This is a genomic window from Pseudoxanthomonas indica (assembly GCF_900167565.1).
Classification (GTDB): Bacteria; Pseudomonadota; Gammaproteobacteria; order Xanthomonadales; family Xanthomonadaceae; genus Pseudoxanthomonas_A; species Pseudoxanthomonas_A indica.
Genome location: NZ_FUZV01000002.1, coordinates 357060 through 371342 on the forward strand (window position 1 = coordinate 357060; position 14283 = coordinate 371342).

Here is a 14283-nt window from a genome sequence, read left to right on the forward strand (position 1 = left end):
TGATGAGCAGTTTCGTGTTCCCATCGCCCCGCGTGACCGACCCGGCCCAGTTCGGCCGCGTCGCCGTGCTGCTGGGCGGTACCTCCAGCGAGGCCGAAGTCTCGCGCGACTCCGGCCGCAACGTGCTGGAAGCACTGCGTGCGCGCGGTGTGGACGCCGTGGCGGTGGATGGCATTCCGGCGCTGGCCGAGGCGCTCGTGCAGCGCCGCTTTGATCGCGTCTTCAACATCCTGCATGGCCACAAGGGCGGCGGCGAAGACGGCGTGGTGCAGGGGCTGATGGAAGCCTTCGGCATGCCCTACACCGGCTCGCCGGTATTGGGTTCGGCGCTGAGCATGGACAAGGTGCGGACCAAGCAGGTGTGGTTGTCGCTGGGCCTGCCGACGCCGCGTTACGTGCGCCTGCTCAAGGGCGATGACGTCCACGCCGCCGCGCGCTCGCTGGGGCTGCCGGTGATCGTCAAGCCGGCCAATGAAGGCTCCAGCGTCGGCGTGACCCGGGTCTTCGCCGATGCCGATCTGGATTCGGCGGTGGAGCTGGCCATCCGTTACGACGGCGAACTGCTGATGGAGCAGTTGATTGAAGGCGACGAACTGACCGTGGCCGTGCTGGGTGATATCGCGCTGCCTTCGATCCGAATCGTGCCCAAGGGCCAGTGGTACGACTACCACGCCAAGTACGTGGCCGAGGACACCCAGTACCTGTGCCCGGGCCTGGAAGGCGCGGCCGAGGAAGAAATCCGCGACATCGCGCTGGCCGCGTTCCGCGCCGCCGGCTGCCGTGGCTGGGGCCGCGTGGACGTGATGCGGGATCGCAACAGCGGCCGCTTCTATCTGCTTGAAGTCAACACTGCGCCGGGCATGACCAGCCACTCGCTGGTGCCCAAGTCTGCCGGCAAGGCAGGCCTGGGTTTCGAAGAACTGTGCTGGCGGATCCTGGAACAGACACTGCCGGAGGAAACCTTGGCGTGAGCGCCCTGTTGCGCATCCTGGCGTGGGTCTTGGCGGTGGCGCTCGTAGCGCTGCCGGTCGTGGCCGTGGTCAATGGCTGGATCGGCGCCGATCGCTGGCCGTTGAGCAAGCTGCGCGTGCACGGCGAGTTCAAGCGCGTGGATGCCAACCAGTTGCGCGGTGCGCTGCTGCCGTACGCCAAGCGCGGCTTCTTCGCGGTGGATCTGCAGCAGGCGCAGGACGCCATCGAGAAGTTGCCATGGGTGGAGCGCGCCGAAGTGCGCAAGCGTTGGCCGGACGTGCTGGAAGTGAGCATCGTCGAACACCGCCCGTTCGCGCGCTGGGGTGATGATCGCCTGCTGTCCGAACACGGCCACCTGTTCCCCACACCCAAGGCGCTGGAAGGTCTGAAGCTGCCGCAGCTGGGCGGACCGGATTCGCAGGTGATGGAAGTGGTGGCGCTGTACAACGAATCGCGCCAGCTGTTCGCGCCGCTGGGCATGCAGGTGGACAGCCTGGTGATGGATCGCCGTGGCAGCTGGACGCTGTTGCTGGCCAACGGTACCGAAGTGGTGATTGGCCGCGCCGACGCGCGCCCGCGCCTGACCCGCTTCGTGCGGATGCTGCCGCAGATCCTGGGCCGCACCGACGAAGCGCTGCAGCGCGCCGACCTGCGTTACACCAACGGATTTGCCCTGACCTGGAAGAGCGGCCGCAGCAACGGCGCCGCCAGTGCCGCGCCTGCCGCCACGCCTTCCACTGTCGTCGCCGCGCCCGTGGCCGCGGTAGTGCGCGCGGTGCGCGCGCACACGCTTGCTCACGGCATCACTCCTTTCCACCCCATTTCTGGTTTCGCAACATGAATCGCAAGGGCGACAAATCGCTGATCGTCGGACTCGACATCGGCACCTCCAAGGTCACGGCGCTGGTCGGCGAATACGCGCCGGGCAATCCCATCGAAGTGATCGGCATCGGCTCGCACGAATCGCGCGGACTCAAGCGCGGCGTGGTGGTCGATATCGAGTCCACCGTGCAATCAATCCAGCGCGCGGTGGAGGAGGCCGAGTTGATGGCCGGCTGCGAAATCCGCTCGGTCTACGCCTCGATTTCCGGCAACCACGTGCAATGCCGCAACTCGCCTGGCATCGTGCCGATCCGTGATGGCGAAGTGACCTGGGGCGATCTGGATCGCGTGCTGGAAGCGGCCAAGGCCGTGGCCATCCCGGCGGATCAGAAAATCCTTCATGCCATCCCGCGCGAGTACAAGCTGGACAACTCGCAGGAAGGCATCCGCAATCCGGTCGGCATGACCGGCGTGCGCCTGGAAGTGGACGCGCACCTGGTGTTCTGCGCGCAGTCGGCCGCGGCCAACATCAGCAAGTGCGTGCAGCGTTGCGGTTTGCAGATTGACGATCTGATCTTCTCCTCGCTGGCCTCCAGCGTGGCGGTGCTGACCAGCGACGAGCGTGAACTGGGCGTGGTGCTGGTCGATGTCGGCGCGGGCACCACCGACCTGGCGGTGTTCGTGCAGGGCGCGATCTGCCACACGGCCTCGCTGCCGATTGCCGGCGATCAGGTCACCAACGACATCGCCCACATGCTGCGCACGCCCACCCCGGAAGCCGAGCAGATCAAGGTGCGTTACGCCTGCGCCTTGGCGCAGCTGGCCACCGCCGAAGAAAGCATCCAGGTGCCGAGCGTGGGCGATCGTCCGCCGCGACGCCTGCCGCGTCATTCGCTGGCGCAGGCCGTGCAGCAGCGCTACGAGGAAATCTTCGAGATGGTGCAGGCCGAACTGCGCCGTTCCGGTTTCGAAGAGCGCGTGCGTGCCGGCATGGTCCTGACCGGCGGCGCTTCCAAGATGGAAGGCGTGGTCGAACTGGCCGAGGAAATGTTGCAGATGCCGGTGCGCGTGGGCATTCCGCAGCACGTCACCGGCTTGGGCGAAGTGGTTGGCAATCCGGTCCACGCCACCGGCGTGGGCCTGCTGCTGATGGGCAGCCAGATAGAACATCCGCGGCGTCCGTCCCTGCCTACGGGCAAGGCCGGCAGCTGGTTCAAGAAGATCCAGAACTGGTATCGCGGCGAGTTTTGAGCAGTAGCAAGTGCAAGTGCGTCGAGCGGCGGGCAGGGACGGAGTGAAGCGATTTTGCAGTACGCGGTAACACCTAAAACACAACAGTACGCCGGCGTCGTACCGGCTCAATGAGGACAATGGACATGGCACATTTCGAACTGGTTGAAAAAATGGCTCCGAATGCGGTGATCAAGGTGGTGGGCGTGGGCGGCGGCGGCGGCAACGCCGTGGCGCACATGGTCAACAGCAGCGTGGATGGCGTCGAGTTCATCACTGCCAACACCGATTCGCAGGCCATCAAGAATTGCGGCGCCAAGTTGCAACTGCAGCTGGGCGGCAACGTCACCAAGGGTCTGGGCGCTGGCGCCAACCCGGAAGTGGGTCGCCAGGCCGCACTGGAAGATCGCGAGCGCATCATCGAAGCGCTGGACGGCGCCGACATGGTGTTCATCACCGCCGGCATGGGCGGTGGCACCGGTACCGGCGCAGCGCCGGTGGTAGCGCAGCTGGCCAAGGAGATGGGCATCCTGACCGTGGCCGTGGTGACCAAGCCGTTCCCGTTCGAAGGCCGTCGCCGCATGCAGGTGGCGCTCAAGGGCATCGAGGAACTGAGCCATCACTGCGACTCGCTGATCACCATCCCCAATGAAAAGCTGATCACCGTGCTGGGCCGAAACGCCACCATGATCCAGGCCTTCCGCGCCGCCAACGACGTGCTGCTGGGCGCCGTGCAGGGCATCGCCGATCTGATCGTGCGTCCGGGCCTGATCAACGTCGACTTTGCCGACGTGCGCACCGTGATGAGCGAAATGGGCCTGGCGATGATGGGCACTGGCCATGCGCGTGGTGATGATCGTGCCCAGGCTGCGGCCGAGAGCGCGATCCAGAACCCGCTGCTGGACGACGTCAACCTGTCCGGCGCCAACGGCATCCTGGTCAACATCACCGCCGGTCCGGACTTCACCATGGCCGAGTTCGACGAAGTGGGCCGCACCATCGAAGGCTTTGCATCGGAAGACGCCACCGTGGTCGTCGGCACCGTGCTGGATCCGGAAATGCAGGACGAAGTGCGCGTGACCGTGGTCGCCACCGGCCTGAACCGCAGCGCCGGCCGTCAGGCGGTGGGTGGTCGCGGCGGCATGGAACGCGAGACGGTGCGTGCGCCGATCAAGCTGGTCCGTGACGCCACCACCGGCCTGCCGGCGTATGACGCCATGGCCAACCTGGATCCGGTGGCCGATGCCGTCGGTGGCCTGGGCCTGCGCCGTGGTTCGGCCAGCCCGGCGCCGAGCATGTCCTCCGCTCCGGTCGCCGCCGCAGCGGACCTGCCGGCGGACTACCTGGATATCCCGGCCTTCCTGCGTCGCCAGGCCGACTGATTCAAAGCAGCACCCCTCCCTGGAGACGGGGAGGGCAGAAGTACCGCCTTGTCCTTGGCTGCCGGACCACCCGGTCCGGCAGCGTTTTCTCCGATGGCCAACCGGCCAGCTTCGGAGGTGGATGTTTCACTGCCGGGACAGTGTGATTCTTCCGTTAAGATTCAGCTAATTGCGTGGTATTCTCGCCGCCCTTGGACGCACATTCCTCGGTCCCCACACCCGATGGCCCAACAACGAACCCTCAAGAACGTCATCCGCGCCACCGGCGTGGGCCTGCACAGTGGCGAAAAGGTCTACATGACCTTGCGTCCGGCCCCGGTGGATACCGGAGTGGTGTTCCGTCGCGTCGACCTCGAGCCGGTCGTTGAAATGCCCGCGAGCGCCGAGCTGGTCACCGAGACCACGCTCTGCACCGGCCTGACCTGCCAGGGCGCCAAAGTCCAGACCGTTGAACACCTGATGTCGGCACTCGCCGGCCTCGGCGTGGACAACGTCTATGTGGAACTGTCCTCGGCCGAACTGCCGATCATGGATGGCTCGGCCGGTCCGTTCGTGTTCCTGCTGCAGTCGGCGGGCATCGCCGAGCAGAACGCACCCAAGCGCTTCATCCGGATCACCGCACCGATTGAAGTGACCGACGGCGACAAGGTCGCCCGCTTCACCCCGTACAACGGCTTCAAGGTCGGCTTCACGGTCAAGTTCGATCACCCGATGATTCCGGCCGCGCAATCACGCGCCGAGGTGGAGTTCTCCACCGGGGCGTACATCAAGGAAGTCTCGCGCGCCCGCACCTTCGGCTTCATGCGCGATTTGGAATACATGCGCGAGCGCAACCTGGGCCTGGGCGGCTCGATGGACAACGCCATCGTCCTGGACGAGTTCCGTGTGCTCAACGACGACGGCCTGCGTTACGCCGACGAGTTCGTCCGCCACAAGATCCTCGACGCCATCGGCGATCTCTACCTGGCCGGTCGCCCGATCCTGGGCGCCTACGAGGGCTACAAGTCCGGCCATGCGCTCAACAACAAGCTGGTCCGGGCCCTGCTGGCCCAACCGCAGGCCTGGGAAGAAGTGACCTTCCAGGACGCCGGCCGGCCCTCGCCGGTGCTCTACGGCACCCCGGCCACGGCCTCGGCCTGAGCCCACCGGCGTCATTCGACGCCGGCTTCACGACAAATCTGATCCAAATCCCGGTTCGATCGGCAAACCGCCGCTACGCATGGTCGTTTTTGAGACGTGCGTCTGATTTTGTTGTGAACGTTAACGCCGTTTTAACTTTTGGCTAACGACCCGACCAGCGGTGGCCGGTACTATGCCCCCTGCTTCGCGCCGCGGGTCCCCTACCGCTTTCGCCCGCCGCGCCGGCTGCCAGGAGTTGTGTCCCCGGAAGAGTTCGGGGTTTCCAGGGACGCCAGGACGGCTGCAAGCGCTTTGCGCGACGCGTCAGTGACAGGGGTAGTTGCAGGTCCATCGGCCCGGAGCGGCGGATGGAGTGGAGACAAAGAAATTTTGACGGTGACTTCGGTGACTGTCAGGCCGATGGAACGGGCCGCATCAAGGAGTTCGGCCGAGGCAAGCCTGAGTTTGGCGCGCCACACGGGGGAGTCGACGATAAAAACGAGCCGTTCGCCGGCCACATTCGCCAATCGGCAATGCGGGGCCAGGGCGGGCGGGAGACAGGGGCGAAGTTGCTGTTCCAAGTCGTCGAGCCAGAGGGCACGACGGACCGGGTCGGTAGCGGACCCCGTCAGTGCGGCCTGCAAGGCGCGCTGCGGGTAGTTCGGACCACGCGGCTTGGACTTCGAATCAGACATCGGTATTTATGGCTTTCCAAAACATCCTCAACAATACGCGTGCTTGGCTGGTCCAGCATCTTGCTGGCCCGTCCTACCACGCGCGGCGTGTCATCCACGCCCGTCCGCTCACCATCGCCTCGTGCGTGCTGGCCGTGGGTCTGGTCGCCGGCCTGGCCGGTCGCAGTGCACTGGGCATGGCCCAGGTGTCGGTGCTGCAGGCCAAGGCGGATCGCCAGGGCGCGGAACTGGAGCAGGTGCGCCGCGGCGCCCAGCAAGAGATCAACGCCATGGCCGCCCGCCTGGGTGAGCTGCAGGCCCAGTCCAACCGCCTCAACGCGCTCGGCGAACGGCTGACCCGCATGGGCCAGCTGGAAGACGGCGAGTTCGATTTCGAAGAGCCGGTGGGCGTGGGTGGTAATGATGTCACCTACGACATGTCGCCGTCCGAGTTGAATCGCGAAGTCGGCCAGCTCGAGCGCCAGTTTGCCGCCTCCGGGCAGCAGCTGTCGGTGCTGGAGTCGCTGCTGTTCAATCGCGAACTGGACAAGAACGCCACGCCTTCGCGCATGCCGATCGCCAACAGCTACATCACCTCGGGCTTTGGTGGCCGCGCCGATCCGTTCGGCGGCGGTGGTCAGTACCACAAGGGCATCGACTTCAAGGCCAAGGTGGGCGACCCCGTGTTGTCCGTGGCCGATGGCGTGGTCAGCTTCGCCGGCGTCAAGGGCGGCTACGGCAACGTGGTCGACGTGGATCACGGCAATGGCTACGTCACCCGTTACGCGCACAACTCGCGGCTGGTGGTGAAGGCCGGCGATCTGGTGCGCGTGGGCCAGGAAGTGGCCCGTGCCGGTTCCACCGGCCGCTCCACCGGCGCCCACGTGCATTTCGAGGTGTGGGAAAACGGCCGAGTGGTCAACCCGCGCAAGTTCCTGGGCGATGGCCCCACCCCGGTAGGCAAGGTGCAGCGCGGCTGATGCCGTGATGGGGCAAAGGCGTCAGGGTTGATTCCCCGGCCCGCGCCCCAAGTTACAATGCGGTGTTGCCAGACAGGGCGCCTAGCGCCCTGTTTCGTTTTGGGCCCTTTGCCGGCCCAACGCTCATTTCCAACCGGTTCCTTACATGATCAACAACTTGCTTACCCGTGTCTTTGGCAGCCGCAACGAACGCCTTCTGAAGCAGCTGCAGCGCAGCGTCAGCAAAATCAATGCCCTGGAACCGGAGATGGAGAAGCTCTCCGATGAAGAGCTGAAGGCCAAGACCCCGGAATTCCAGAAGCGCATCCAGGACGGCGAGTCGCTCGACAAGATCCTGCCGGAAGCCTTTGCCGTCTGCCGCGAAGCCAGCCGTCGCGTGCTGGGCATGCGCCATTACGACGTGCAGCTGATCGGCGGCATGGTCCTGCACCTGGGCAAGATTGCGGAAATGCGCACCGGTGAAGGCAAGACCCTGGTCGCCACCCTGCCGGTCTACCTCAACGCCCTGGAAGCCAAGGGCGTGCACGTGGTGACGGTCAACGATTACCTGGCCCGCCGCGACTCGGCCTGGATGGGTCGCCTGTACAACTGGCTGGGCCTGTCGGTGGGCGTGGTCTACCCGGGCATGCCGCACAGCGACAAGCATGCCGCCTATGCCGCCGACATCACCTACGGCACCAACAACGAATTCGGCTTCGACTACCTGCGCGACAACATGGCCATGGCCAAGGAAGATCGCTTCCAGCGCGGCCTGCATTACGCGATCGTCGACGAAGTCGACTCGATCCTGATCGACGAAGCCCGCACCCCGCTGATCATCTCCGGCCCGGCCGACGAATCGCCCGAGCTGTACCTGCGCGTCAACCAGATCGTGCCGCAGCTGGTGAAGCAGGAAAACGAAGAAGCCGAAGGCGACTTCTGGGTCGACGAGAAGGGCAAGCAGGTGCACCTGTCCGAAGCGGGCATGGAGCACGCCGAAGCGCTGCTGCTCAAGGCCGGCATCATCACTGACGAAGACAGCCTGTACGGCGCCAACAATCTTTCCGTCGTCCACCACCTCAACGCCGCCATGCGCGCGCACGCCATCTACCAGCGCGACGTGGATTACATCGTGCGCGATGGCGAAGTGGTGATCGTCGACGAGTTCACCGGCCGCACCCTGCCGGGTCGCCGCTGGTCCGATGGCCTGCACCAGGCGGTGGAAGCGAAGGAAGGCGTGCAGGTCCAGCGCGAAAACCAGACGCTGGCCAGCATCACCTTCCAGAACCTGTTCCGCATGTACAAGAAGCTGTCCGGCATGACCGGTACGGCCGATACCGAAGCCTACGAATTCCAGAGCATCTACGGCCTGGAAGTGATCGTGATCCCGACCCATCGCCCGACCGTGCGCAAGGATTCGCCCGACCAGGTGTTCCTCAACCGCAAGGGCAAGTTCAATGCGGTGTTGACCGACATCCAGGACTGCTACGAGCGCGGCCAGCCGGTGCTGGTGGGTACGACCTCGATTGAAACTTCCGAAATGCTGTCGGACTTCCTCAACAAGGCCGGCGTCACCCACGAAGTGCTCAACGCCAAGCAACATGAGCGCGAAGCGCACATCGTCGCCCAGGCCGGTCGCCCGAAGGCGGTGACCATCGCCACCAACATGGCCGGTCGCGGTACCGACATCGTGCTGGGCGGTTCGCTGGAAGCCGAACTGGAAACCCTGCCCGAAGACGCCACCGAGGCCGATCGCGCCGCCATCAAGAGCGAGTGGCAGAAGCGCCACGAAGCAGTGAAGGCCTCCGGTGGTCTGCACATCGTCGGCACCGAACGCCACGAATCGCGTCGCATCGACAACCAGCTGCGCGGCCGTTCCGGTCGCCAAGGCGATCCGGGTTCCTCGCGCTTCTACCTGTCGCTCGAAGATAACCTGATGCGCATCTTCGCCTCGGACTGGGTGCAGAAGGCGATGAAGCTGATCGGCATGAAGGAAGACGACGTGATCGAAGATCGCCTCGTCAGCCGCCAGATCGAGAAGGCCCAGCGCAAGGTCGAAGCGCACAACTTCGACATCCGTAAAAACCTGCTGGACTTCGACGACGTCAACAACGACCAGCGCAAGGTGATCTACGCCCAGCGCGACGAGTTGCTGGAAGCCGAGTCGGTACAGGACAACATCGACGGCATCCGCGGCGACGTGGTGGCCGAGACGGTCTACCGCTTCGTGCCGGCCAATTCGGTCGACGAACAGTGGAACCTGGCTGCGCTGGAAGCCGAACTGGCCGAGGAAATGGCGCTGCCATTGCCGGTCAGCCGCTGGCCGCAGGAGATCGAAGAGCTCGACGCCGAAGGCATCGAACAGCGCGTGCAGGACGCGATGAACGCGCACTTCGCCGACAAGGAAGCGCAGATCGGCCCGGACACCATGCGTGCGCTCGAGAAGCACATCATGCTGACCGTGCTCGACAAGAACTGGAAGGAACACCTGGCCCGCATGGACTACCTGCGCCAGGGCATCCACCTGCGTGGCTATGCGCAGAAGCAGCCCAAGCAGGAGTACAAGAAGGAAGCCTTCGAGCTGTTCTCCGAGATGCTCGAGCGGGTCAAGCGCGAAGTGGTGACCCTGCTGTCGCGCGTGCGCATCCGCACCGAGGAAGAAGTGGCCGCACTGGAAGCGCAGGAACGCGCGCTGGCCGAGGCCAAGGCCCGGCAGATGCAGTTCCAGCACGCCGACGTGGGCGGTTATGGCGCCGACGAGGAAGCGGCCGCCGCCGCGCTGGCCCAGGCCGGTCGCCCGCTGCCGCTGCCGGTCGAAGCCGGCCCCAAGGTCGGCCGCAACGACCCGTGCCCCTGCGGCAGCGGCAAGAAGTACAAGCACTGCCACGGCCAGCTGGGCTGAGCCGTCGCCCATGCCGCGCCCTGATGGCGCGGCGCGATCCGGAAAGGCCGCCGCAAGGCGGCCTTTCTGCATCTAGGTATGGGCATTCCCCGTTTCCCTGTAGGAGGGGCGACCAGACATACGTCTGTTGAGAGCCAGCCCCGAACCGGCCATCCCCCCACCCCATGACTTCCGGCGTTGCACGACCCTGCAACTACCGGCAAGCTTCAGCCATGTCCTCCGAACCGCTGCGATCCATCCATGTCATGGCTGGGGTCATCACCGACCCGCGCGGCCGCATCCTGCTGACCCGCCGCACCGAAGGCCGGGATCTGGCCGGTCGCTGGGAATTCCCCGGCGGCAAGCGCGAACCCGGCGAGACCGAAGCCCAGGCGCTGTCGCGCGAACTGCACGAAGAACTCGGCATCGCCGTTGAAGTGGGCGAGCCCCTCATCACCGTGCCGCAGCAATACCCCGACAAACGCCTGCGCCTGGACGTGCGCCATATCGCCTCCTGGAAGGGCGCCCCGCGCGGCCACGAAGGCCAGGCGCTGGCCTGGGTCGCGCCCGATAAACTGCCGCGCTACGCGATGCCGCCGGCGGATCGCCCGGTGGTGGCGGCGCTGCTGCATCCGGATCGTTACCTGGTCACGCCGGTCCCCGCCGCAGGCGAAGACACCACCTGGCTGGTCCAGTTGGAAGCCGCGCTGTCGGCTGGCGTGCGCCGCGTGCAAATTCGCCTGCCCGGCATGGGCGAGGACGCCCGCCGCCGCCTCGCGCGCCTGGCCGTCACCCTCTGTCGCAAGGCCAACGCCGAGGTGCTGATCAACGGCGACCTGCGCCTGGCCCGCGAACTGGAAACCGGTGTGCACCTGCGCGCGGCGCAGCTGCCAGAACTGTCCCTGCGTCCCCTGTCCGACGCGGTCCCGGTCGCGGCCTCCTGCCATACCGCCGAAGAACTGCGTCGCGCCGAAGACCTGGGCTGCGACTTCGTGGTGCTGGGCAGTGTCCAGGCCACCGCCAGCCATCCCGGCGCGGCGCCGTTGGGCTGGGAAGGTTTCGCACGCCTGCGCGAATCGGTGTCGCTACCCATCTACGCCATTGGCGGCATGCAACCGGACCAGATCGATCACGCCCGCCAGCAGGGCGCGCAGGGCATCGCCGCCATCCGCGGGCTGTGGCCGGTGACGGCGGAAGCCGTGGCGACCAGTTTGAGTTGAGCCGATCTACCTGGCTGCTTCCGCCAATGCGCGATAACGCGCATCCAGTTCGGCCACCGCCTGGTCCAGATGATCCCAGTGGCCGTCGTTGATCACGATGTCATCGGCCAAGGCCAAGCGCTGTTCGCGACTCGCCTGCGCATCGATCATGCGATCCGCCAACGCCGCATCAATCCCGTCGCGCTCCATCAAACGCGCCTGCTGCATCGCGCGCGGCACATCCACCACCAGCACGCGATCCAGCCAGGGGTAGGCCGTGCGGCCACCGCCTTCGGTCAGCAGGGGAATGGTCGCCACCGCGTAGATGCTGTCGGCTGCACTGCAGATCTCATGCATGCGCTGGCGGATGCGCGGATGCAGGATGCCTTCCAGCGCGCGCCGCTCGCCTTCATCGGTGAACACATGCGCCCGCAACGCCGCGCGATCCAGCCGGCCATCGGCGGTGAGCATGCCGCCACCAAACCGCGCCGCCACCTCGGCCAACGCCGGCTCGCCCGGCTCGACAATCGCCCGGGCAATCAAATCCGCATCGGCAATGACAATCCCGCGCGCGGCAAAGCACCGCTCCAGCGCACTCTTGCCGGAAGCGATGCCACCGGTCAGTCCAATCACGTAATCGCTCATAAGCCGATTATGGTCGCGGCAATGGCCTATCGGCGAGGCCTGTTAGCCCCTTCCGCCGCTTGCGGGGACACATCGGCAGGATTGCCGATGTGTACGGCGAAGCCGCCCGAAGGGCGGGCCACAGAGATGTGGCGAGTACACGCTGGGAGGGGGGCAGTCCGAAGCCGACCCTCTACCTCATCCCCGCAAATCTAAGGTAAGCATCAATCAAATCCTTACCCCAGAAAAACACAATCCACCCGGCAATCGCCAGATACGGCCCGAACGGAATCGGCGTAGCCCGGTCGCGCCCCTTCACCGCCAGCCAGATGGAGCCGATGATCGCCCCCACCAGCGAGGAGATCAGGATGGTCGGCAGCACGCCCTTCAACCCGGTCCAGGCACCAATCGCCGCCAGCAGCTTGAAGTCGCCGTGGCCCATGCCTTCCTTGCCGGTCAGCTGCTTGAACAGCCACCACACCGACCACAGCGAGATATAGCCGGCCATCGCCCCCAGCACGGCCGACTTGGGCGGCAGGTACAGGTTTTCCACGCTGGCGATCAGGCCCAGCCACATCAGCGGCAGGGTCAACTGGTCCGGCAGCAGGCGGGTGCGCAGGTCGATGCCCGACAGCGCCACCAGGAAGCAACTCAACAGCGCCGCGCCAAAGCCCTGCCAGCCGAAGCCGAAGCGCCAGACCGAGGCCACCACCAGCACGCTGGTCAGCAGCTCCACCAGCGGGTACTGCGGCGAGATGGGCGCCTTGCAATGTCGGCAGCGGCCGCGCAGGGCCAGCCAGCTGATCAGCGGGATGTTCTCGAACCAGGACAGCTTGTGCTTGCAGTGCGGGCAGTGCGAGCTTTCGACCACAATGCCCGGTGGGGGCGGGTCGTAGATGTCCTGTTCTTCCAGGATGTCGCGCGCCTCACGCCGCCACTGCCACTCCAGCTTGCGCGGCAGGCGCAGGATCACCACGTTGAGGAAGCTGCCCACCAACAGGCCAAGACCGGCCGCGACTGGGAAGCCGAGGCCGGGATGCTGATCTAGAAATGCCATCGGGCCAGTTTAAATGGTCGCGGCGAGTTTGAAGATGGGCAGGTACATACCAATCACCATGCCACCCACCAGCACGCCCAGGATGACCATGATGAAGGGCTCAATCAGGCTGGCCAGCGCGTCGACTGCGTTGTTGACCTCCTGTTCGTAGTACTCGGCCACCTTGAACAGCATGGTGTCCAGCGCACCGGCCTCTTCACCCACCGCGGTCATTTGGATGACCATGTGCGGGAACAGGTTGGTCTGCTTCATCGCCATGTTGACCGGGTAACCCACGGCCACGTCGTCCTTGATGCGATGCACGGCTTTCTCGTAGACCGTGTTGCCGGTAGCGCCGGCCACGGTGTCCAGCGCTTCCACCAGCGGCACGCCGGCGCGGAAAGTCACGGCCGTGGTGCGGGCAAAGCGGGCGATGGCCGAGTTGTGCATGATTTCGCCGATGACCGGCACTTTGAGGATCATGCGATCGACGAAATGCTGGAAGGCGGGTGAGCGTTTGAAGAAGAAGATAGTGCCGAAGATGGCGCCTACAAGGATGATGAGCAACAGCCACCAGTAGGCCACCATGAATCGCGACGCTGCCACGATCATCTGGGTGAACGCCGGCAGCTCTGCGCCAAAGCCCTTGAACGTTTCTTCGAACTGCGGCACCACGAAGATCAGCAGGATCGCGCTGACGATAATCGCCACGGCAATGGTCATCGCCGGGTAGAACATCGCCTTCTTGATCTTGCCCTTCAGCGCTTCCAGGTTTTCTTTGTAATTGGCGATCGTGTCGAGCACGGTCTCCAGCACACCGGCGCTTTCGCCGGCACGGACCAGGTTGCGGTAGAGCTCGTCGAACTGCACCGGGTGTTGACTAATGGCTTCATGCAGCGAAGAACCGCCTTCGATGTCGGCACGGATTGTCCCGACCATTTTCTTCATGCGGGGATTCTTTTGCCCACCCTCGATGATGTCCAGCGAGCCGACAATCGGCACGCCTGACTTCATCATTGTCGCCAACTGGCGACTGAAGAAGGCGATTTCTTTGGGGCTGATGGTCCGGCCCGCGGAGCCAAACAGCGGCTTCGGCTTGTTCTTGACCACGTTGGGGGTGATGCCTTGCTTGCGCAGTTCGGCGCGCAGCATGTTGGCGTTCTTGGACGCCTGCTCACCCTTCATCTTGACGCCGCGTTTGTCGACGCCTTCCCACACAAAGGTGGTCAGCGCCGTTTCCCGCAGGGGACCTGCGGCGGCAGCGGCGGACTTCTTGGCAACGGATCGGCTGGCAGCCATATTGGTTTCCCCGTCCGGCTTCCCCCACCGGACTACTCCCCGCATGGTAGCCGTTATTGCCGGGAAGGGAACTCCCCCCGCCTGTG

The 14283-nt window shown here is 65.1% G+C and carries 12 protein-coding genes; 8 read left to right on the top strand and 4 right to left on the bottom strand.

The features are described 5' to 3' along the window. Positions 1-2: 2 nt before the first annotated feature. From B5X78_RS12290 to lpxC, 5 genes are all read left to right on the top strand, one after another. Positions 3-971, top strand: coding sequence for a D-alanine--D-alanine ligase (locus tag B5X78_RS12290; protein WP_079724823.1), 969 nt, complete (start codon positions 3-5; stop codon positions 969-971). Next, complete coding sequence (locus B5X78_RS12295; RefSeq protein WP_079724824.1) at positions 968-1813, top strand: cell division protein FtsQ/DivIB; 846 nt, start codon at positions 968-970, stop codon at positions 1811-1813. Before B5X78_RS12290 ends, B5X78_RS12295 begins: the two co-directional genes overlap by 4 nt. Further along, a complete protein-coding gene (gene ftsA / locus B5X78_RS12300) occupies positions 1810-3045 on the top strand; it encodes a cell division protein FtsA (protein ID WP_079724825.1) in 1236 nt (411 codons plus the stop codon). The genes B5X78_RS12295 and ftsA overlap by 4 nt, the downstream gene beginning before the upstream one ends. Before the next feature lie 125 nt (positions 3046-3170). Then, on the top strand, positions 3171-4406 hold the full coding sequence (gene ftsZ, locus B5X78_RS12305; protein ID WP_079724826.1) for a cell division protein FtsZ: 1236 nt from the start codon (positions 3171-3173) through the stop codon (positions 4404-4406). A gap of 222 nt (positions 4407-4628) precedes the next feature. Continuing rightward, on the top strand, positions 4629-5546 hold the full coding sequence (gene lpxC, locus B5X78_RS12310) for a UDP-3-O-acyl-N-acetylglucosamine deacetylase (RefSeq protein WP_079724827.1): 918 nt from the start codon (positions 4629-4631) through the stop codon (positions 5544-5546). A gap of 200 nt (positions 5547-5746) precedes the next feature. On the opposite strand, the gene B5X78_RS12315 is transcribed toward lpxC, so the two are convergent. Next, a complete protein-coding gene (locus tag B5X78_RS12315; protein ID WP_079724828.1) occupies positions 5747-6220 on the bottom strand; it encodes a DciA family protein in 474 nt (157 codons plus the stop codon). An 8-nt stretch (positions 6221-6228) separates the two neighbouring features. Here B5X78_RS12315 and B5X78_RS12320 point away from each other — a divergent pair, with 8 nt between their 5' ends. From B5X78_RS12320 to B5X78_RS12330, 3 genes are all read left to right on the top strand, one after another. After that, entirely contained in the window at positions 6229-7179 is a 951-nt protein-coding gene (locus tag B5X78_RS12320; RefSeq protein WP_079724829.1) for a M23 family metallopeptidase, read from the top strand. A gap of 145 nt (positions 7180-7324) precedes the next feature. Beyond that, positions 7325-10060 (top strand): preprotein translocase subunit SecA, encoded by a 2736-nt coding sequence (gene secA, locus B5X78_RS12325; RefSeq protein ID WP_079724830.1) that lies wholly within the window; start codon positions 7325-7327, stop codon positions 10058-10060. Positions 10061-10272: 212 nt separating this feature from the next. Further along, a complete protein-coding gene (locus B5X78_RS12330; RefSeq protein WP_229730720.1) occupies positions 10273-11259 on the top strand; it encodes a Nudix family hydrolase in 987 nt (328 codons plus the stop codon). Between the two features lie 6 nt (positions 11260-11265). On the opposite strand, the gene coaE is transcribed toward B5X78_RS12330, so the two are convergent. From coaE to B5X78_RS12345, 3 genes are all read right to left on the bottom strand, one after another. Next, positions 11266-11883 (bottom strand): dephospho-CoA kinase, encoded by a 618-nt coding sequence (gene coaE / locus B5X78_RS12335; protein WP_079724831.1) that lies wholly within the window; start codon positions 11881-11883, stop codon positions 11266-11268. A 172-nt stretch (positions 11884-12055) separates the two neighbouring features. Further along, positions 12056-12919, bottom strand: coding sequence for a prepilin peptidase (locus B5X78_RS12340; RefSeq protein ID WP_079724832.1), 864 nt, complete (start codon positions 12917-12919; stop codon positions 12056-12058). 9 nt (positions 12920-12928) lie between these two features. Continuing rightward, positions 12929-14197: a type II secretion system F family protein gene (locus B5X78_RS12345; RefSeq protein WP_079724833.1), complete on the bottom strand. Its 1269-nt coding sequence runs from the start codon at positions 14195-14197 to the stop codon at positions 12929-12931. Between the last annotated feature and the right edge of the window lie 86 nt (positions 14198-14283).